Consider the following 19429-nt stretch of genomic DNA (forward strand, 5'->3'; position numbering starts at 1 on the left):
ATCCCACAGTAATATATAAAACTTGTGTCTTTAATCTAGTAGGTAACTATATTTATATAAGGAAACATATGTGTAATCATTACACATGGTGGTTCAAATGCCAAAACATATTGCTTCTGGTTTAAAATATTTGGCTGCAGTTAAATTAAAAATGGAAGGTAAAAGTCATCAAGAAATTGCTGACGAGTTAGGTGTTGATAGGTCTACTATTTCTCATTATTTGAATGGTAGGAATTTGTCTTGGAACTCTATTGATGTTGCAAGAACAATCATCGACTTATGCCCCAAGGATTTTTTAGCAATGACTGAAGCTATATTTAGTAATCCAGAACAGAGTCGTAAAATTGTGAATATTTGCAGAGAAAGAAATTTTGAAGCAAATATTGAAGATTCTTGTATTGGTTGCGGCTTATGTGTAAATGCATGTGCAATGAAAGCTATAAAATTAGAATCATTAAAAGCGCATGCAGACTCCATGCAATGTTGTGGTTGTCAGCTTTGTGAAGATGAATGCCCAACTAATTCGATAAAAATTTTGGAGATTTAATATGATTAGAAATTTAAAAGAGGTTAAAGATAATAACTTTGACATCACAAGGTCTGCAGACGAAGTTAGAAACTTGTCTTTCAATGACCATATCTGTTTAGGTTGTGGGATTTGTGAATCTACTTGTCCTGTTGAAGCAATTACATTAAATGCAATTGCTATTGATGCTCGTCACAGAATTTCAAACGACATATATTTCAGTGGACATGAAAAAATTCCTCAAAACTTCCAAGATGATTTTGATGTTCAAAGAGTAAGCATTGACGAAAGTAAATGTGTATTATGTGGTATGTGCAGCGGATTATGTCCTGTTGATGCATTAGTATTAACTATTGATGGCGTGCCAATTAAAGAAATTGAAGCATATCCTCATTATAATGCTTTCTCAGAAATTGATGATGATGAATGTATTTACTGTAAAAGATGTGAAATCGCATGTCCTCGTGATGCAATTGTTATCGAAAGAGTTTTACCAGACCGTGCTGATTTAGTAACTGGTGAAATCGATGTCGATGAAGATGAGTGTATTTACTGTGGAGTATGTGAAGAATTATGTCCTGCAGAAGCTATCGTCGTTGATCATGAAACTGGTAAAGAATCTATTACTATTGACAAAGATAGCTGTGTATACTGTCTTGTATGTAAAAAATCCTGTCCTACCAATGCTATTAAAGCAATTTGTAGAGCATGTAACTACGGAGAATACGATTTAGATCCTTCAAAAGCAGCTGTTAAAGGTAATTCTATCATCGATTCAGAACTTTGTGTATACTGTGGATGGTGTGAAGGAGTTTGCCCTACCGATGCTGCAAAAGTTAAAAAACCATTTGAAGGTAGTATTGAAGTTGATGATGAAAAATGTCAAGCTTGTGGTGCTTGTGTGGACATCTGTAAATGTAATGCTTTAGCATTCCCTGTATCTTCTGGTCCTGGTTCCAGAATGGCTCATGTTATTGCTCATGATGACTATTGTGTACGTTGTAAAGCATGTGAAAAAGCATGTCCTAACGGTGCAATTACTGTAAAAAGAACTGAAGTTGATCACACTCCTATTAACTCCACTACTTGGAAAGATGCTTTAGATGCTATTAAAGATTAGGTGATTGGATGGAACTTAAAGTTAATCAAGATAATTGTTTAGGATGCGGTATTTGTGTAATCGCATGTCCTGTTAATGCAGCTATCAGTCCTGAAAATGCTGGTGGTAATGGTGCAAAGACTGAAGAAGTTGTTATGATGGTTGAAAATGGATTTATCAAACTCTTTAGTCCTGAAAAATGTGAATTGTGTGGAACATGTCAAATGTTTTGCCCAGTTAATGCTATATGGTTAGAATAAGGGGGATTATATAATGCATTATGCTAATACTTATTTGGAAAAACCTGTAGTACCTGATGTAAAAATTACTGGTGAAGGAAATACAGAAGTTCTCAAATGTATGTTAAACACTGGATCCGACATCTACCAAGGTGCTTGTAAAAAAAGAGGATCCACTTTAAAAGAAGAGTACAAAAATGCTTCTGGTACTTGCTACATGGATCCTAGAGACATGGCAAAATTAGGTGTAAACAATTGGGATACTGTTCTTGTTAAAACTGATTTCGGTGAAGTTGTTGTAAACTGTGCAGTATCAAGAGATGCACCTCATGAAGGTACTGTATTCATTTGTAAAGGTCCTTGGGCTAACACTATTGTAAGTCATGATACTTACTGTTGTTCTGACCCTACTTACAAAGGTATTAAATGTACCGTTGAAAAAACAGATAGAAAAGTATTGCTCATGGCTGACTTAATGAGATGGGTATATAAAAAATACGTTAATGAAGAAGATGACGATGTAGTTGAAAACATGGAATCTTTAGGTGAATTACCTGTTTATCATGGACGTAAATGGGAGGAGTTGATTGATCATGACTTATGAACCACCTGTAACTGATTATGACCACATTGTTGAAAATTGTACTTGTGCATTTTGTGGTTGTAACTGTGATGATTTAGATTACTTAGTAAAAGATAATCATGTTGTTGCTGTAAGACACGCATGCAGATTAGGAGCAAGTAAAATCATGGAAGATATGGATCAAAGATTACTTGTTCCAATGATTAGGGATGAAAATGGAGAACTTACTGAAGTTGATTGGGATACTGCTTTAGATAAAGCTGCTGAATATATTGCTAATTCCATTAGGCCTGTATTCTATGGTTGGTCTGAAACTTCAACTGAATGTATGAAAGAAGGTGTAGCATTAGGTGAGTACATCGGTGCTGTATTAGATAACCAAGCTACTATCTGTCACGGTCCTTCTCTTCAAGCTGTACAAAACGCAGGTTACCCTATTCAAACTTTAGGGGAAGTTCAAAACAGAGCTGACATGATTGTTTACTCTGGAAGTAACGCTATGAACTCTCACCCTAGACACTTAGCAAGATATGCTGCTTTCTGTCGTGGATACTTCAGACAAAGAGGAAGATTCGACAGAACTGTTGTAACTATGGATCCTAAATTCTCAGATACTGCAAAATGTTCTGACAAATGGATTGGATTTGAACAAAATGGGGACTATGGTTTCTATAATGCTATTAGGGCTGTACTCAGAGGAAAAGAATTGTATCAAGATGTAATTTCTGGAATTCCAAAAGAAGATATTTACGAATTAGCAGAAGAAATGAAAAATGCTGAATTTGGTGTTCTCTTCTTCGGTTTAGGTTTAACTCACACTTTATCAAAACAAAGAAACATTGATATTGCTATTAAAATGATACAAGACTTAAACAAATACAGTAAATGGGGACTTACTCCTATGAGAGGTCACTTTAACGTAAACGGATTCAACATTTTCATGGCATTTGAATGTGGTTTCGCTTTCGGTGTTGACTACTGTAGAGGTTACCCAAGATATATGTTAGGTGAAACCAACACTATCGATTTATTAGTAAGAAAAGAACCTGATTGTTTCATGGTTATTGCAGCTGACCCAGGTGCTCACTTCCCTAATGGAGCAAACCAACATTTAGCTGACATTCCTGTTATTCAAATCGATATTCACTGGGGTCCTTCCACTGAACTTGCTGATGTAGTATTACCTGGTTCATTCATTGCTGTAGAATGTGCTGGTACCAGTTATCGTATGGATGGTGTTCCTATCTACATGAAAAAAGCAATCGACAAACCTGAAACTTGTCGTGATGACGAATGGATTGTCCGTGAATTAAAAGAAAGAGTAATGAAACTCAGAGAAGAGCCTAACGTAGCTCCAAAATATGTGCAAAATCCAAATGCACTCTAAGGTGATATAATGGAATATATTCTTAAAAATGGTATTGTCTACGACCCAGCTAATGAAATCAACGGTGAGAAAAAGGACGTCATGTTTAAAGATGGTATTATAGTAGATGACGTATCCGCAGATGCTAAAGTCTTAGATGTTACCGATAAAATAGTCATGCCAGCAGGTATTGACCCTCATGCACACGTTGCAGGTCCTAAACTTGTTGTTGGAAGATTATACCGACCTGAAGATTCCAGAAGAGGTGTTACTCAAAAAACTAAAGTATTAAGATCCGAATCTGGTTTCTCCATCCCAAGTTGTCCTGCAACTGGTTACAGATATTCAAGATTAGGTTACGGTACTGTTGTTGAAGCAGCTATGCCTCCTCTTGAAGCTAAACACACTCACGAAGAAATTTCAACAATTCCACAATTAGACATTCCAGCTTTATCCTTATTTGGTAACAACTGGTTTGTAATGGAATATGCAAAAGAAAATAATATTGAAGATATGGCAGCATTTTTAGCTGCATGGTTAAAAGTCTCCAAAGGTTACGGAATTAAAATCGTAAACCCATGTGGAAGTGAAGCATGGGGTTGGGGTATGAACGTACATGGTGTAAATGATAAAGCACCTTATTTTGATGTAACTTCTAAAGAAGTTGTTGTTGCTTTAGCAAAAGCTAATGAAATGTTAAACTTACCTCACTCTATCCACATTCACCCTAATGATCTAGGACACCCAGGTAACGTACCAACTACCATTGAAACTATGGATGCAGTTAAAAACGTTAAAAAAGGTTCTAAAGCTGCTGAAATCAGAGATCAAACTATGCACGTTTGTCACTTACAATTCCATTCATACACTGGTAACAGTTGGAAAGATGCTGCATCTGGTGCAGAAGAAGTTGCTGATTATATTAACAAACATGATCACATTACTTGTGATATAGGTCAAGTTACTTTTGATGAAACTACTACTATGACTGCAGATGCTCCTATGGAATATGACTTGTTCAAATTATCTGGTTTAAAATGGGCTAACAAAGATATTGAATGTGAAACTGCAGCTGGTATTATTCCATGTATTTATTCACCTAAAGCTCCTGTTAACACATTACAATGGGCTATTGGTCTTGAATTGTTCTTACACATTGATGACCCATGGAAAGTATGTTTAACAACTGACCACCCTAATGCAGGTCCTTTCACTAGATATCCTAGAATTATTTCCTGGTTAATGAGTAGTCAAAGAAGAATGGAAATGATTGAAAACAGAGAAGTACATAAATGGGCAGAAAAAAGAACTACCCTTGCAACTCTCGACAGAGAATACGATTTCTACGATATTGCTACTATTACCAGATCTGCTCCTGCTAAAATCTATGGATTCACTGATAAAGGTGCACTTACTCCAGGTTACAGAGCAGATATTGCTGTATATGATATCAATCCTAATGAAATTGATCCATCTAGACAATATGCTGAAATTGAAAAAGGTTTCAACGTAGCTGATTACACTATTAAAGATGGTCAAATCTTAGTGAAAGATAAAGAAATTGTAAAAGTTAAAGAAAGTCAAAACGTATGGGTTAACGTAAAAGGATGGGAACAAAACGAGCAAAAAGTTATCGACAACATCATGCCGTTCTTCACCCAATACTACTCAGTCAAATGGGAAAACTACCCAGTACATGACCACTACGTATCTAACCCAATTAGAATAGATGTTGATGGTAAATAGGGGTGTTTAATTTGAAAACAATAACATTTGATCAAATCAAAACTTCTTCAATCGCTTTAGAATTTGATGAATTAATTCCTGATGAAATTTTTTCATGGACTGAGGCTGATTTTGCAAAATATCAAGTTCCTATTGGAAATTCTAGATTCCCAATTACTGACTTCTTCGACATTACTGTTGAAGGAGAAGCTTCTGGACCTGATGAAGTTAAAATGATTCTCAACGGTGATTTAAACAGAGTAAAATATATTGGTTGTAAAATGAGCGGTGGAGACATCGTCTGTAACAGTAGTGTAGATTTCCACGTGGGTGCAGAAATGTCTGGTGGATCCATTTTAGTTAAAGGTGATGCAGCTGCTCACGCTGGAAGAGAAATGTCTGGCGGATATCTTGAAATTGAAGGTAATACCAAAGAATTCACTGGTGCTTCTTACATTGGTGAATGGAGAGGTATGACTGGAGGACAAATTGTTGTCGGTGGTAATGCTGGTAAACAATGTGGTGAATGTTTAACTGGTGGAAGAATTCACGTTAAAGGTGACTGTGATATTCTAGCTGGTATTCACATGACCAAAGGTATTATCGAAATCGATGGTAACGTAAACCGTTGGCCTGGTGGACAAATGAAAAACGGTAATATCGTTATCCACGGATTCCTTGGAAGATTACTTGAAGGATTCGTTATTAATGGTGTTGTAGAAAATCCTGAAATTGATGGAACTACTTTCGAAGGTAAATATATTAAATACACTGGGGATATTGGTCTCAACGGTAAAGGTAATCTTTACTTAGATGCTGAAGCTAACAAAGAGAAATTAGCATCTTATGGTGAAATCGACGACGAATATACTTCAATTAGAGAATACAGGAATTTATAATTCCTTTCTCTTTTTCTTTTTTTTTTTTAAAATGTGTGTGGATAAGATGATTGAAGAAACTGAAATGACTTTTGATGAATTATTAAATTATGTTAAAACTAATGTGGGAATTGGTGATGTCCTAGAAATTTCTTATAACCGTATTTTTGCTCCAGGTGAAGTTTTAGGATTCACAGAAGAAGATGATGTAACTGGTGAAGGTTTTAGAGTTAGTCTTCAATTAAATGGTGAAATTTTAAACCAATCTGTTGAAATTGACTTTAATGAAATCGAAGGAGATTTACTGGAGATGCGCCATATCACCGATGAAAAAGAACTTGTTATTGAAATTTTGTAATTTTTTTCTATTTTTTTCATACTATTTTTTTATTAAATTTTCTATAAGAAATTGTTTTGTTCGTGATAATACAAACAAGTTTATATATAATAAGGTTTATATTATATTTTAAAAGGGTTGATTATCATGAAAAAATTAAATTTAACAGTAAAAGAGGCTGTGAATTACTTAAAAGAGAATGTTGACATTCATGATAGGATTGAAATTTCATATAATAAAATCTTCGCTGAAGGTGAGGTTTTAAATATGGATTTTTCTGAATATTTTGGAAAACCTGGTTTTAAGATGTTAATTTCTCTTGATGAAAGTCATTTAGGAGCTACAGTTGAAATAGATGTTTATGAAGTTGAAGAGGATATAATTGAATTTGTCCATTATCCTAAAGAGGGTGAAGAAATAGATGTAACTGTAATTTAGTTATAATCTATTCATTTTTTCAAATGGTAATAATTTTTCAATAGCTTTGACTTCAACATTAATTCCTTTTTCTTTTATTGCTCCTATAGTGTTTAAACCACTACCAGTAACAATACCAAAATTATAGTTATCTGCTTTTGCATTGTATGTTACTTCTCTTGGCTTTCCAATTTTATATATTGAAAATCCTATATTGTTTAAAATTTCTAAAAGATGGACACTATAGTCACGAGATATATATGGTATCTCTTTAAAACTAGCTAATATTTTAGTGGTTTCATTATCTTTAGTTATTGATGTCATATTTTTAGCTAAAAATATTTTATGTGGATCTTCTGTGGACCCATTGTATGAAATTAAGTCAATAAATAATGGAGGTTCTGACAGTTCAAGTAAACCACCATATCTTGGGGTACTCATGATTCCATTGTCTATTAAAATTCCATCAATACTTAAACTACATATTGTAGCAAGACCTATTTTTGAATCATCATTAGGATGGTTAATTAATTTATAATAAGGATTAATATATTTTGGATTTTCATTGTATGTTTCTTCCATTATAGATAATGCTTTGTCTATTTTATCTGCATCTATAAAAGAAACATTGGATATGATGTCTCCTTTTATTTTTTCAATATCGAAATTGACCTGTTGAATTAAATTCCAAGTTTTTGAAAGTAAAAATGATATTTTTTGCTGCTGGATATGTCTTGTTTTTTTTAAGACAGGTTTTATCTTGGAGGTTATTGGGGATAATGATTTAAAATCTTTAATTTCTTCTGATATTTTTATATTGATATCTAAATCTTCTTCTTGAACTGCACAAAATGGTGTTGCTCCTGCCACAATTGATATTCCGACCATCCCTTCAGGTACTGAAAGTCCTAAAATATCTTTACCTTCTTCAGAAATAGCTATTACTCCACCAATGCCTATTTTATCTAGTTTGTTAATAATATTTATAGCTTTTTCACGTCCGATTCCAGGTATTAATCTGAAATTGGCAGGAATGATTCCATTACCATTTTCAACTACATCCATGATGGAGGTAAACTCTTTAGTTGAGAATGCATCAAGTGGAGATAGGGATGTTTTTTTGTAAGACATTAACTCAGTAAATTTGATAGGTTCTGAATCTTCGATTTTTAGAAGGCCCCCATATTTTGGTTGTGAGGGAATTCCTTCATTAAGTAGTACTCCATCAATTGTTGTTCCGCATAATGTTGTTACTTCTATTTCGTTACTATTGCTAACCCTATTTATATCAACGTAAGGACTAACAGAAAGGTCATTTTCAATAATTTTTTTGATTATATTAAGGGATTCTTCATCATAAATGGTTGAGGTATTAACAACTACTTTTCCTTCTTGTGACATATAGTTGAAGTCAGTTAAATATATTCTTTCTTCAAATTTTGAATAAATGGAGTCAACTTGATCATAGATTAATCCTTTTTCTAATTTTTCACGGCCCAATTGTGTGATTTTTCTCCCAGAATTTCCGATTCTTTCTGTGTAACCTTTTTCATCTAAAATTTGCATGTGATATCTAACTGCACGTTCTCCAAGATTAAATCCCTTATTTTTTAGTTCATCGGCAATTAATTTAGAACCTGTAGGTTTTTCTTGTTCGCTTAATATTCTTAAAATTTCAATCATTCGGTGTTCAGATTCAGACATAAAAAAAGCCTCGTGCAGTAATAAATTTAAAAAAATAAAAAAATTTATTTAGATTAGATATCTAAATATTTTTTCTGTTCGTATCCAAATACTTGAACACGGTATTCGTCCCATTCTTTGTATTTAAGTTCTAAGAATTTCTCACTTACATGAGAACCTAATGCATTAAGAATCAATGGATCTTCTTCAAGTGAGTGGTATGCTTCCCACAAACTTGTTGGTAGAACTTTGATTCCTCTTTCATTTCTTTCTTCTTCACTCATACTATAAATATCGAGTTCTACAGGTTCACCAGGATCAATTTTATTAACAATTCCATCAATACCTGCTTCAAGCATTACAGTAAACGCTAAATAAGGGTTACATGCAGGGTCAGGAGATCTATATTCAATACGAGTTGCTTTTCCACGTGCTGCTGGAACTCTAATTAAAGCAGATCTATTTCTAAGACCATATGCTCTGTAAACTGGTGCTTCATAACCTGGAACTAAACGTTTGTATGAATTTACAATAGGGTTGGTAATTGCAGTAATTGCTGGAGCATGTTTTAATAATCCTCCCATAAAGTGAAGAGCATCTTTTGAAAGTCCAGTTTCTGAATCAGGGTCTGAAAATAGGTTTTTATCTCCTTTAAATACTGATTGGTGACAGTGCATTCCACTACCACTTACTCCAAAGAATGGTTTTGGCATAAATGTTACTCTGTAATCTAATTGGTCAAAAGTAGCCATATTGTCTACAATAGCTTTAATTGCTTGTTTAAATGTAATTACGGCATCTGCAGTTTTGAGTGCGTCTTTAAATTTAAATGCAATTTCGTTTTGACCGGGAGCTACTTCGTGGTGGGATGCTTCAACTTCAAAGTCTAAATCTTCTAAGTTTAAAGTTAATTCTCTTCTGAAATCAGGTCCTTTATCAAGAGGTTCAACATCAAAATATCCTGCATCATCATAAGGCATTGGATATCCATTTTCATCAATATCTACAATAAAAAATTCTGGTTCAGGACCAATATTATATTGTAATCCCATTTCACCAATATGTTTTAATGATTTTTTAAGTACTCCTCTTGGATCTCCTGCAAATGGTTTTTTCTCAGGAGTCCATACATCACAAATAAATCTGCATGTTGCGGATTCTTCTGGTCTCCAAGAAAGTCTTGAATAAGTGTTGATGTCTGGCTTTAAAACTAAATCACTATCATTGATTCCAACAAATCCTGCAATGGATGATCCATCAAATAGCATCCCTTCGTTAAATAATTCATCCATGTTATCTCCAGGATTAAATGGGATTACAATGTTTTTTACAGTACCGTTAATATCAACAAATTGTAAACGGATAAATTTGATATTATCCTCTTTCATTATTTCAGTTATTCTTTCAATTTTTTCCTCTGGAATATTGCTCATTAAATCAAGCTCCATAATAAACTAATCTAGATTAATTCAACATAGTCGGAAAATACTTTCCATTCAATTTTATATCTTAATTTTTTACTATATAAATATTTGTAAAAAATATTCATACATTGATTTTTAGTATATTAATGTATAAAGTTTACACTTTTTAATAAAAATATTACTATTATTTTGTAAAATAAATATATTTTTGTTCAATTTAATATAAAAAAAGAATAAAATTTTAATTTAATGTTTAGATTTTTTCTTGTAAAAATGAACCTAAATCCAATAAATCAAATGTTAAAATTTTCGGAGAGACAGTAACTTTCCCAATACCAGTTATTATTTTATAAGCCTCAATTGCTTGAAGGCAACCAATTAAATTTGGTGTTGGTCCGATAGCAGGTGGTGTGCCTGAAGTAACATTTTTCAAACTTTCAATGACTTCATCTGTTAAATCTTTACCAAGGGATGGAAGGTTGAACATTTCCTCATAACTTTTTGTATTAGGTAAAAATGTAGTAATCTGACCTAAAGTCCCATGAATTGCTCCATGTATGAATGGGATTTTCTTCTCATTTGCTTTTCGTGTTGCAATAACTCTTGTTACAACATTATCAAGGGCGTCAATAACGATATTGGAGTCTGATATGATTTTATCAATGTTGTTTTCGTCAACATGCTCGTTAAAATTTGTTACTTTAACATAAGGGTTGATTAATCTGACTTTATCCTTTACAACTTCACTTTTAGATAGTCCTATTTCACTTAATGTTGCGAAATTCTGCCTATTTAAGTTGGACATATCAAATGAATCTTCGTCAACAATTATGAGTTCTCCAATTCCCATTCTTGCAAGCATTTCAATGGTTTGACCTCCAATACCACCACATCCTATTACAGTAATTTTTGCATCTTTAAATTTTTGCTGTTCGCTTCTTGTAACAATACTCATTTGACGTGAAGCTATTTCCCAGTATCCATCTTCTTCATATCTTCTTGGCATTTTCTCACCTTTCTTTTAAAAATGATTAAATTCACTACCGAAGTATTCATATACTTTTTGAAGTTCTTCAGGGATATTCAACATTTGTGTACAAAATGGTATACACTCTCCACAGTTTATGCAGCTATCAGCTCTTGAATCATCATCTATAAGTGTAAAATATTGCATAGCACTGGCTTTGGGGTCTTGCATCATATGTGCAATATTATATTCAGTTAAACAATTAATGATATCAACGCCATGGGGACAAGGCATACAGTAACCACATCTAGTGCAGCTATTCCCAAGAAAAGTCCTATAAGTTCTTGCAACTTCTCTAATTAATTCTTGATCATTTTCATTTATAATATCTTCAGTTGATGCAATTCTAATGTTTTCTTTAACCTGATTTAAGTTATTCATGCCACTAAAAACACAATCAACATCATTTCTATTCCATAAATATTGTAATGCCCATTCAACAGGGTTTCTTTTCTTATCTGAAGTGTTCCATAATTCTTGAATTTTATTTGGGATATTTTGAATTAATCTTCCTCCACGAAGAGGTTCCATAACCATACTTCCAACATTGATGTCTTTTAAATAATTAAGGCCCATTACTCCTGATTGGTAATATTCATCAAGATAATTCATTTGAGTTAGTACAACTTCCCATTTCGGATATTCATCAAGTATTTCAATTAAATAATCTACTTCAATATGTGATGAAAATCCAACATGTTTAATTTTACCGCTACTCAAGCAATCATCTAAAAAATCAAGCACTCCTAAATCATGTACTTTATTCCAGTCTGGAACAGTTAATGAATGAAGAAGATAAATATCAATGTAATCAGTTTGTAGTTTTTCAAGTTGGATATTTAAATAATAATCAAAATCAGTTTTTTCCTCTATTAACCATGAGGGAGATTTTGTTTGTAGTATAATTTCATCTCTTAAATTATTTTCTTTTAAAAATTCACCAATGAATTTTTCACTGTTTCCATTACCATCAATTCCTGCACTATGGTAAGGGTAAGCTGTATCAATTATATTAATTCCATTTTCAATCCCATATGTTAACATTCTTGATGCTTCTGTTTTGTCGATATCTGCATTGGAATTGATTGTAGGTAATCTCATTGTTCCAAAACCAAGTCTTGATACTTTAAGATTAGTTTTTCCAAGTGTATTATATAACATTTCAAACCTCTAATAATTTAGCAATTGATTAGTATTTTGATAAAAAGAGTATAAAATTATTATTATTTGAAAATAAGTTTTTTTAAAAAATAAGTTAGATGGAAATTCCTGGGATTTTAGGATGCCGGGGGCGGGATTCGAACCCGCGATCTCACGGTATCCCAGGAATACGTCAGAGCACTGCATTATTACCCTATGAGCCGTGCGCTCTAACCAGCTGAGCCACCCCGGCATCTAACAATAATATATTATTCTTGCATTATATTTATACTTTTTGTTTTTTTGGGCTTTTTATTATAATTTTCCATTAATTATAAAGGTTATAAAATTTATATAATTTTATAGGAGTAATTTTTATGAGTAAAGTTAAAGACATGTCTTTAGCACCTGAGGGTGTTAGGAAAATTGAATGGGTTCAAAAACACATGCCTGTTTTAGAACAAATTAAGCAAGAGTATTTAGAGACTCAACCTTTTAAAGGTATTACTATTGGTTCATGTTTACATTTGGAGCCTAAAACTATTAATTTAGGTTTAACTTTAATGGCTGGTGGTGCTGAAGTTGCTATGACTGGTTGTAATCCATTATCTACTCATGATGATGCAGTTGCAGGAGCAGCTGATTTAGGTTTAAATGTTTATGGTTGGAGAGAGCAAGATGATGAAGAATATTATCAAACCATTAATATGGTACTCGACCACAAACCAGATATTATTATTGATGATGGTGCAGACATGATTATGGTACTTCACAATGAAAGAACTGAATTATTAAGCCATATTAAAGGTGCTTGTGAGGAGACCACAACTGGTGTGCACAGATTACAAGCAATGCATGCTGATGGAGCATTAAAATTCCCAGTAATTGCGGTAAATGATGCTTATACTAAATATTTATTCGATAACAGATATGGAACAGGCCAATCAAGTTTCGATGCAATCATGGGAACAACCAATATGGTAATTGCAGGAAAAACCGTAACTATTTGTGGATATGGATGGTGTGGAAGAGGACTTGCACTTCGTGCTGATGGTCTTGGCGCAGATGTTATTGTAACTGAAGTGGATCCAATCAGGGCACTTGAAGCTAGAATGGATGGATACAGAGTAATGACCATTCGTGAAGCAGTAAAACAATCAGATTTAATCGTTACAGTAACTGGAAATGCAGATATAATCTCTGGTGATGATTTCAAATACATGAAAGATGGATGTATGCTTGCAAACTCAGGTCACTTCAATGTAGAAATCAACAGACCTGATCTTGAAGCTATTTCAACTGGGGTTAAAGAAGTACGTGAAAGTATTGAAGAGTTTACTACTAAAGATGGACGTAAAATATATTTACTTGCTGATGGTCGTCTCGTAAACTTATCTGCGGCACGTGGACAAGGACACCCTGCTGAAATTATGGATATGAGTTTTGCTGTACAATCATTATCTGCAAAATACATACTTGAAAACGATTTACCTGTAGGAGTAACCAAAGCACCAGATGCAATTGATTACATGGTAGCAAATATGAAATTGAAAGCTATGGGTATTGAAATTGACTCATTAACTGATAAACAAAAAGCATACATGTCTAATTGGCAAGAAGGAACATAATTTCCTTCATTTTTTTATTTTATGTCTTTTTTTAAATATGTAGATAATGGTGAAGGCCCAACTAAATTGTTCATTGGCGGACTTCACGGAAATGAAGGTGTAACCTCTTTAAAATTCCTTAAAAGGATTAAAGATGATAATTTATCACAAGGGCAGTTTTATTTTTATAATTTTGATAAGACTCCATATATCTCAACTATTGATAAGGAGTATTATAAATCTGAACTTGGCCAGAAGGTTTTAGAATTGATTGAATCTCTGCATCCTGATTTTTACACAGAGTTGCATTGTTATAATCTTAAAAATTATGATAAATTAACTTCATTAGAAAGATATAAAAAAACAGGAGTTCCTCCACTTATTAAATTAGGAAATCATGTTTTAATTTCATCTGTATCTCCATTGATTAGGATGACTTATTTTTCTACTGAAACTGTATGTAAAACACTGGAATTTCCATGTTTTGAAAAATTAAACTCTGAGATTATTGAAGAGTATAATTTTAATAAAAATTTAGCTATTGAAACTTATGAAGATCTACTTAATTTGATTTTAATTTCACCTTCAAGAGATTATTTCGAAAAAGAAATGTTGAAAAAGCACGCAAGTCAAGTTCATATAGCTATGAGATATGCTGAGAAAGTATTTGGTAAAGATTTCCCACCATATTAAAAGTAGTATAATTTGGAAATAATAAAAAAATAGATAAAATTCAAAACCAGGCATCAAGACTTCCTTGTGTTGAATTTAGATTTTTAAGTTTATCTGATGCTTTAGAAACACGATCTTCGGAAAATCCATGTTCATAGCATAAAAATTCAATAATTTTATCTTTTTGAGGTTTTTCCCATTTAATTTTATAATCAGTATTTACATTATGATTTAAGAAAATTTCACGAACTTCATCTAAATTATGGGTTGATTCTTTTTGAAGTTCTTCCAGTTTTTCTTTTAATTGATTTTTATGAGCTAATTTAAGTGCTGTTTTTGCACCTACACCTTTCAATCCATCACAAAAGTCAGTTCCAATTAAAATTCCCATATCAATTAATTCTTCTCGTGTTATATTTAATTTTCTCAAAACTTTATCTAATTGATAATATTCTAAGTTTCCAAGATTTGAATTAACCGCAAGGTTTCTAACAACTCTTTTAGCTCCAAATAATAAACAGTCATAATCCTGAGATGCAACGGCATATGCATCTCCATTTTGAACTAAATATGCTGCTTGTGCTTCACCTTCGCCTTTTGCATCAATATATGGTATTCCCATTAAGGTTAATAGCTTTTTAGAAGAAGAAATAATTTCAGGTGATAGTTTAGAAGATCTCATTGCGAACTTACGTGCTTTTTCAGTATCTCCTTTAGCTAGTGCATCTTTATAGATTTTTTCAGCTTCATCTCTAACTTCTCTTCTTTTAGCTTGAGTTTCCTTTTTAAGTTCAGGTGCTTTTCCATCAAAAATATAAATGGGTTTTATACCTTTTTCAATCATTGATGAGTTTCTATATAATATTCCACTTAAATGAGATGTAATATTTCCATTCTCATCAGTTAATGGTCTACCATCTCTTTGTCGGATTGTAGATAAAAATTGAAAAAGTGTGTTGAATGCATCAATTGATACAGTTCTTCCTTCTAAATCTTTAAAACTAATTGATTCTGGTTCAATTATATCTTTTAGTTTAACACCCATTTTTACACCTTATATTTCTGTAAAATAGCTAATTGGGAATACTTCTTTAATCCACATTAAGACTTCATTTTTGTTTATGATGACATAATCTCTTGCAAGCATGTCTTCATCAGTTTTAAACAATTCTTTTAAAGTTTCATTCGGTTTTTCAATGAATATGTTATGAATTTCTCTTCTGGATTCAATATTGTAATTTTTCAAAATTCTACCAATTGGAATATCTGCTCTAACTAAGTCAGCACAAACATTTTCATCACACCTAGATAATGGGATGTGTGATATGGCATAGATTAAAGGTTTATCGTCCTTATGCATTATAACTTCACGGTAATTAATTTTCTCACCTTTTTCAACATTAACTAATTTTGCATGAGTCTCATCAGCATCTTCAAAATGTTGGTCAAGTGTGGTTAATGTAATTTTTCCGTATAATACATCCAGAATTGCGGTAATTGATCCGTCTGTTGTCAGCAATATTTTCTGAGTATTGGAAAAGGTTTCACCATAATCTGTTTCTACTTGTTTTATTTTGTCAATAAGAGCTTTATTTGCTTCATTTTTAGATATTGTCATTAAATCACTACAAATCTTTTGGATTAGTAATAACACCAGTAATTGCAGATGCTGCTACTACTTTTGAATTAGATAAATATACTGAAGATTTTGGATCGCCCATTCTACCTTTAAAGTTTCTATTTGTGGTGGAAATACAGGATTCTCCTTCAGATAACACTCCCATGTGTCCTCCAAGACATGGGCCACATCCTGGATTACAAATAATTGCTCCTGCATCTATAAATGTATCTATATAACCAAGATGCATTGCTTGTTTATAAATTTCCTTTGATGCTGGAAGAATAATTAATCTAATATCATTATTAATTGTTTTACCATTTAATATTTCTGCTGCATCTTTTAAATCAGAAAGTCTACCATTTGTACAGGAACCAATTAAGCACTGGTTTATTGCGGTTCCTTCAATTTTAGAAATTGATTTTACATTGTCCACATCATTTGGACATGCAATTTGGGGTTCCATATCAGAAATATCAAAATGTATTTCTTTTGAATACACTGCATCTTCATCTGATTTTACAATATTTAATTCAGACTCTTTTTTGCCAGTTCTTTTACAAATATAATCAATGACTTCACGATTTGGTTCCATTATACCATTTTTAGCACCCATTTCAATGGCCATATTACACATGGTTGCTCTTCCTTCAACTCCCATGTTCTCTATGGTTGGACCACAAAATTCTGCAGTTTTATATGTTGCACCAGCTATTCCAACTTCTCCGATAATGTTTAAAATTACATCTTTAGGTGCAATATATGGGTTTAATTCACCCTCCACTTCCATTTTAATAGCTTCAGGAACCATAAACCATGATTTTCCAGTTGCCCAAACCATTGCAAGGTCAGTTGCTCCCATACCTGTGGAAAATGCTCCAAAAGCACCATAAGTACAAGTGTGAGAATCAGCACCTACAATAACCTTCCCCGGTTCGACTAGCCCCATTTCCGGAACGACTTGATGACATATTCCTTCACCATGAATAAAGTTTTTAGTAATATTTTGAGTTTTAATGAACTCACGGCAAACTTTTTGAAATTCTGCAGATCCAATTGTATTTGCAGGAATGTTGTGATCAAATATGATAGCTATCTTATCGGAATCCCATACTTTATTAGCTATTTTTTCAAATGTTTTAATGGCTGGTGGAGAGGTCCCATCGTGTGACATTGCAAGGTCAACTGGGATTTCAATAATTTCGCCGGGGGTTACTTCATGGCCGGCTTTTGCAGATAATATTTTCTCAGTAATATTCATTGTAATCTATTCCCTTTTACTGATTTTTTTAACAATTTCTTTGAAGACTTGATCATTAATGTATTTTCCTTCTTCTCTGGATTTTTTCACTTCTTTCACAATCTGTATAAGCTCTTCATCACTTACATCAAGATTACATTCATTCATTTTAGCTCTTACTGCTCGGCATCCTGAATGTTTACCTAAAACAAGTTGTCTTTTTTGACCAACTAATTCTGGAACATATGGTTCGTAACATAATGGTTCTTCAATAACTGCATCAACATGAATTCCTGATTCATGTCTGAATACATTATTTCCAACAACAGGTTTATTATATGGAATTTGAAGCCCGCTGTGTTTTGATACTATATCTGATAATTCCTTAATGTATTTAGTTTTAAATCCATAGTCCTTACCGTAAAGTATTTTTAATGCCATAATTAATTCTTCTAGTGATGCATTACCTGCTCTTTCTCCAATACCATTAACAGTTGTGGAGATACCTTTTGCACCGGCTAAAATACCGGTGATTGAGTTAATCACTGCAAGACCGAAATCATTGTGGCAGTGAAGAGCAATCATAATATCTAAATCTTTTACAAGTTCTCTTACAAGATAATCAATACCTTGTGAAGTAATTGCACCAGTAGTGTCTGCAATATGGACTCTGTCAGCACCACATTCTTGAGCTTTTGAGTAAATTCTTTTTAAAAAATCAATATCTGTTCTTGTAGCATCTTCTGCTGAAAATGCGACATATAATCCATGGTCTTTAGCATAGTCTACTGCAGTTTCACACAAGTTAATTGCATCTTGACGGGTAATGTGCATTTTGTGGTCTAAGTGAATGTCGGATGTTCCAACAAAAGTAATAATTCCATCCACATCACAGTCAAGAGCCACATCAATATCTTCTTTTTTGGTTCTTGTTAAACCTAAAATTCCAGCATCCAAACCTTCATTTGCAATAGCTTTTACAGTTTCTTTTTCTTTTTCTGAAACTATTGGAAAACCTGCTTCAATTTGATGAATTTTAAATTGATCGAGTTTTCGAGCTATTTCTAATTTTTCATCAAAACTAAAACAAACACCAGGGGTTTGTTCACCATCTCTTAGTGTTGTGTCATATATTATTAAATCATCTGGAAATTTTAATTCTTGTTCTTTATTATAGTGACTAATAAAATATTGCAATATATCACATCTTATAAAATAAATCTTATTAGTTGATATTAGTTAGTTATATTATTTAAGTTTTCTAATAGTTCTAAATATGAAGTTCTTTCAAATCCATCTGTGATGCCTAATTTTTTAAATAGATTGAAAATGGATTTTTGAGCATCAGAGTAATCTTGTTTTTCATCTAATCCTATTTCTATTTCCATATATGGGTCAAGTCCTTCAATATCATCAAGTGATATTTCGAAGTTTTTATAATTATAATACTGCCTATTCTTACGAACAGTTCTCACTTTTTTAAATCCAATAGCTTCGAATATATCTGAACATTTTTGAGCATCTTCAATTCCTATTTCAATTTCTCTTCTGGTTTTTGATTCGTTATCTATTTTTGGACCTTTGTATGTTATAAAAATATTAATGTTGTCATCTTTTGTTGTAGTTCTGATTCTTAATGCCTCATCTGTATTTGCAAAGTCCACAACAGGGCTATTAAAGTATATATCTTCTTGAAATTCCTTTTTACTTTTTATTGCACCAAGTTTTTTTAATTTTTCTTCAATTTCATTAAAGCTATTGATTTTAGCTTTCACTTCAACTTCAATCATTTTATCGCCTATTCCAGAATACTTTTTTAACCTAATTTTTATAATATTCTTATAATTG

General features: G+C 32.6%; 20 protein-coding genes and 1 tRNA gene. 11 read left to right on the forward strand and 10 right to left on the reverse strand.

Features of this window, described 5'->3' with window-relative positions; translation table 11 throughout:
• Positions 1-85 precede the first annotated feature (85 nt).
• From ACR0P1_RS05040 to ACR0P1_RS05080, 9 genes are all read left to right on the forward strand, one after another.
• A complete protein-coding gene (locus tag ACR0P1_RS05040; protein WP_432645326.1) occupies positions 86-547 on the forward strand; it encodes a 4Fe-4S binding protein in 462 nt (153 codons plus the stop codon).
• 1 nt (position 548) lies between these two features.
• Complete coding sequence (gene fwdF / locus ACR0P1_RS05045) at positions 549-1646, forward strand: tungsten-dependent formylmethanofuran dehydrogenase subunit FwdF (protein WP_432645327.1); 1098 nt, start codon at positions 549-551, stop codon at positions 1644-1646.
• An 8-nt stretch (positions 1647-1654) separates the two neighbouring features.
• A complete protein-coding gene (locus tag ACR0P1_RS05050) occupies positions 1655-1885 on the forward strand; it encodes a 4Fe-4S dicluster domain-containing protein (RefSeq protein ID WP_295030776.1) in 231 nt (76 codons plus the stop codon).
• Between the two features lie 13 nt (positions 1886-1898).
• Entirely contained in the window at positions 1899-2468 is a 570-nt protein-coding gene (locus ACR0P1_RS05055) for a molybdopterin dinucleotide binding domain-containing protein (RefSeq protein WP_432645328.1), read from the forward strand.
• Positions 2458-3834: a formylmethanofuran dehydrogenase subunit B gene (locus ACR0P1_RS05060; RefSeq protein ID WP_432645329.1), complete on the forward strand. Its 1377-nt coding sequence runs from the start codon at positions 2458-2460 to the stop codon at positions 3832-3834. Before ACR0P1_RS05055 ends, ACR0P1_RS05060 begins: the two co-directional genes overlap by 11 nt.
• A gap of 6 nt (positions 3835-3840) precedes the next feature.
• Entirely contained in the window at positions 3841-5559 is a 1719-nt protein-coding gene (locus ACR0P1_RS05065; RefSeq protein WP_432645343.1) for a formylmethanofuran dehydrogenase subunit A, read from the forward strand.
• A 2-nt stretch (positions 5560-5561) separates the two neighbouring features.
• Entirely contained in the window at positions 5562-6437 is an 876-nt protein-coding gene (locus tag ACR0P1_RS05070) for a formylmethanofuran dehydrogenase subunit C (protein WP_432645330.1), read from the forward strand.
• Positions 6438-6483: 46 nt separating this feature from the next.
• Positions 6484-6774, forward strand: coding sequence for a DUF2097 domain-containing protein (locus tag ACR0P1_RS05075; RefSeq protein WP_432645331.1), 291 nt, complete (start codon positions 6484-6486; stop codon positions 6772-6774).
• Between the two features lie 126 nt (positions 6775-6900).
• Positions 6901-7191, forward strand: coding sequence for a DUF2097 family protein (locus ACR0P1_RS05080; RefSeq protein WP_432645332.1), 291 nt, complete (start codon positions 6901-6903; stop codon positions 7189-7191).
• On the opposite strand, the gene ACR0P1_RS05085 is transcribed toward ACR0P1_RS05080, so the two are convergent.
• The 5 genes from ACR0P1_RS05085 to ACR0P1_RS05105 form a co-directional block, all read right to left on the reverse strand.
• A complete protein-coding gene (locus tag ACR0P1_RS05085) occupies positions 7192-8874 on the reverse strand; it encodes an NrpR regulatory domain-containing protein (RefSeq protein WP_432645333.1) in 1683 nt (560 codons plus the stop codon).
• Positions 8875-8927: 53 nt separating this feature from the next.
• Positions 8928-10301 carry a type I glutamate--ammonia ligase gene (gene glnA, locus ACR0P1_RS05090; RefSeq protein ID WP_432645334.1) on the reverse strand — a complete coding sequence of 458 codons (1374 nt, stop codon included), beginning with the start codon at positions 10299-10301 and terminating at the stop codon, positions 8928-8930.
• 229 nt (positions 10302-10530) lie between these two features.
• Positions 10531-11283: a HesA/MoeB/ThiF family protein gene (locus ACR0P1_RS05095; protein ID WP_432645335.1), complete on the reverse strand. Its 753-nt coding sequence runs from the start codon at positions 11281-11283 to the stop codon at positions 10531-10533.
• Between the two features lie 15 nt (positions 11284-11298).
• Positions 11299-12465 (reverse strand): aldo/keto reductase, encoded by a 1167-nt coding sequence (locus tag ACR0P1_RS05100; RefSeq protein WP_432645336.1) that lies wholly within the window; start codon positions 12463-12465, stop codon positions 11299-11301.
• Between the two features lie 122 nt (positions 12466-12587).
• Positions 12588-12697: transfer RNA gene (locus tag ACR0P1_RS05105), tRNA-Met, on the reverse strand.
• A gap of 124 nt (positions 12698-12821) precedes the next feature.
• Between ACR0P1_RS05105 and ACR0P1_RS05110 the strand changes: the two genes are divergently transcribed.
• Positions 12822-14072 carry an adenosylhomocysteinase gene (locus ACR0P1_RS05110; RefSeq protein ID WP_432645337.1) on the forward strand — a complete coding sequence of 417 codons (1251 nt, stop codon included), beginning with the start codon at positions 12822-12824 and terminating at the stop codon, positions 14070-14072.
• Positions 14073-14093: 21 nt separating this feature from the next.
• Positions 14094-14744: a DUF2119 domain-containing protein gene (locus ACR0P1_RS05115; RefSeq protein ID WP_432645338.1), complete on the forward strand. Its 651-nt coding sequence runs from the start codon at positions 14094-14096 to the stop codon at positions 14742-14744.
• A gap of 40 nt (positions 14745-14784) precedes the next feature.
• On the opposite strand, the gene fen is transcribed toward ACR0P1_RS05115, so the two are convergent.
• Genes fen through cyaB form a run of 5 tightly spaced genes read right to left on the reverse strand, consistent with a single transcriptional unit; the run spans position 14785 to position 19371 of the window.
• Positions 14785-15768: a flap endonuclease-1 gene (gene fen, locus ACR0P1_RS05120; RefSeq protein WP_432645339.1), complete on the reverse strand. Its 984-nt coding sequence runs from the start codon at positions 15766-15768 to the stop codon at positions 14785-14787.
• Positions 15769-15777: 9 nt separating this feature from the next.
• A complete protein-coding gene (locus ACR0P1_RS05125) occupies positions 15778-16341 on the reverse strand; it encodes a chorismate lyase (protein ID WP_432645340.1) in 564 nt (187 codons plus the stop codon).
• 7 nt (positions 16342-16348) lie between these two features.
• Positions 16349-17602 carry a homoaconitase large subunit gene (gene hacA / locus ACR0P1_RS05130; RefSeq protein ID WP_432645341.1) on the reverse strand — a complete coding sequence of 418 codons (1254 nt, stop codon included), beginning with the start codon at positions 17600-17602 and terminating at the stop codon, positions 16349-16351.
• Between the two features lie 6 nt (positions 17603-17608).
• Positions 17609-18778, reverse strand: coding sequence for a homocitrate synthase family protein (locus ACR0P1_RS05135; protein WP_432645342.1), 1170 nt, complete (start codon positions 18776-18778; stop codon positions 17609-17611).
• Positions 18779-18816: 38 nt separating this feature from the next.
• On the reverse strand, positions 18817-19371 hold the full coding sequence (cyaB, locus tag ACR0P1_RS05140; protein ID WP_432645344.1) for a class IV adenylate cyclase: 555 nt from the start codon (positions 19369-19371) through the stop codon (positions 18817-18819).
• Between the last annotated feature and the right edge of the window lie 58 nt (positions 19372-19429).

Origin of the sequence: Methanobrevibacter sp., from assembly GCF_050872065.1 — an archaeon.
Classification (GTDB): Archaea; Methanobacteriota; Methanobacteria; order Methanobacteriales; family Methanobacteriaceae; genus Methanocatella.